The organism is Lactiplantibacillus sp. B652, assembly GCF_023806745.1.
Lineage (GTDB): Bacteria > Bacillota > Bacilli > Lactobacillales > Lactobacillaceae > Lactiplantibacillus > Lactiplantibacillus pentosus.
The window spans coordinates 1-1515 of the sequence record NZ_JAMSKY010000047.1 but is presented as its reverse complement, the minus strand read 5'-3'; the positions used below and the strand labels follow the sequence as shown (position 1 = coordinate 1515).

The following is a 1515-nucleotide window of genomic DNA, read 5'->3' as shown; positions in this document are numbered from 1 at the left end:
TGTCAGCAACGGTTGTAAAATGTTGGAAAATACCGATTAGAAAATGTCGGTTTTCCAACATTTTTTTACGGTAAAATAAACGCATCTCAAATTTGGAGGAACTGAAATGCGTTTAGATGTTGAGCAGTGTGTCCAGCAATATATTATGAACAAAATAAAGCCCAACTTCGCTGAAATTGGTCGGCGATACGGTGTTGATCCACGAACGGTAAAAAGATACTACAATTTAGGGCTTACGCCCCCAGATGAGCAGCCACAACCCTTACGGCGGCCGAGTAAACTTGACGATTATCGAAAAACGATTGAAGAAAAGGTTCTAGAAGGCTGTTCGGCAACGGCAATTTATTACTTTATCAAAGAACGTGGCTATCAAGGAAAGCAAAGTATTCTCAGAGACTATTGTCGAACCATCAGAAAAGCCGCAACGAAAAAAGCCACTATCCGGATTGAAACCTCGCCAGGGCTTTCAGCCCAGGTTGATTGGAAAGAAGATTTAACGTTGGTTTCTCGGCATGGAGAGATTGTCAAAGGCAACATCTTCTTATATGTTTTAGGGTACTCGCGAATGAAATACATGCAATTTACCTTCAGTCGCAGCCAAATTACCTTTTTTGATTGCTTAACTAATGCCTTTTGGGCAACCGGGGGTGTGCCGAAAGAAATCTGGTTTGACAACCAAAAGGTTGTCGTCGATCATCATAAAAGTAATTTTGGTAAGCCGGTATTTAATGAAACCTTCGTTGAATACGCTAAGGACGCTGGTTTCAAGCCAATTGCTTGTCGACCGTTTCGGCCACAAACCAAAGGAAAGGTTGAGGCGCTGGCCAGAACTACTCAGCGAATCAAAGTTTACAACCACGAGTTTGAAGAGCCGCTAGACTTAGCCGAGATCGTCCATTTGACGTGTGATCAGCTGAATCATGAGAAGTCTCAGGCGACTCAAATTCCGCCTTATTTATTGCTTGATAAAGAAAAAGAGTATCTCCATGATTTTGATCACGACTTACTCGATGCCTATGCCAGCCAAACCATCGCAAGGAAAGTTAGCAAGGAATCAATGATTGTCTTTCAAAATCGGAAATACTCCGTCCCCATAAGATATATTGACGAAACCGTACAAATTAAACACGATGACAATACTCTATACATTTATTATAACGGAGAATTAATTCGTTCTCACCCTATTTCACTGAAAAGATTTACTTACCTTCGCGATGACATGGAAGAGATTGTCCGATCAGACCTTTATAAGAATCGTGATGACCGAGTCATTGATGATTACGTCGACCGAAACCTGAAGATGTTTGATGAAATGGAGTGAGAAAATGGCCAATTACCAAGCTTTATACACCAACCTTAGACAATTAAAGTTAGATCGTTTCGCCGAACATTTAGGCTACCTATTGGATCATCAAGATGAAGCACCCAAGTCCTTGAGTGATGCCTTATTCGAATTGACAACGGCTGAGCTTAAATACCGGGAACAAAAAAAGATTAATTTGAGAATTAAACTAG

At 40.9% G+C, this 1515-nt stretch carries 1 protein-coding gene and 1 pseudogene; both read left to right on the top strand.

Annotated elements, in window-relative coordinates:
• Positions 1–106 precede the first annotated feature (106 nt).
• On the top strand, positions 107–1321 hold the full coding sequence (gene istA / locus MZO40_RS16910) for an IS21 family transposase (RefSeq protein ID WP_053359345.1): 1215 nt from the start codon (positions 107–109) through the stop codon (positions 1319–1321).
• A 4-nt stretch (positions 1322–1325) separates the two neighbouring features.
• Positions 1326–1515 (top strand): annotated as a pseudogene (locus MZO40_RS16905) (hypothetical protein); the annotation flags it as partial.

Coding starts and splice junctions, on each gene's coding strand:
- istA (WP_053359345.1), top strand. CDS start 107: ATGCGTTTAGATGTTGAGCAGTGTGTCCAGCAATATATTATGAACAAA.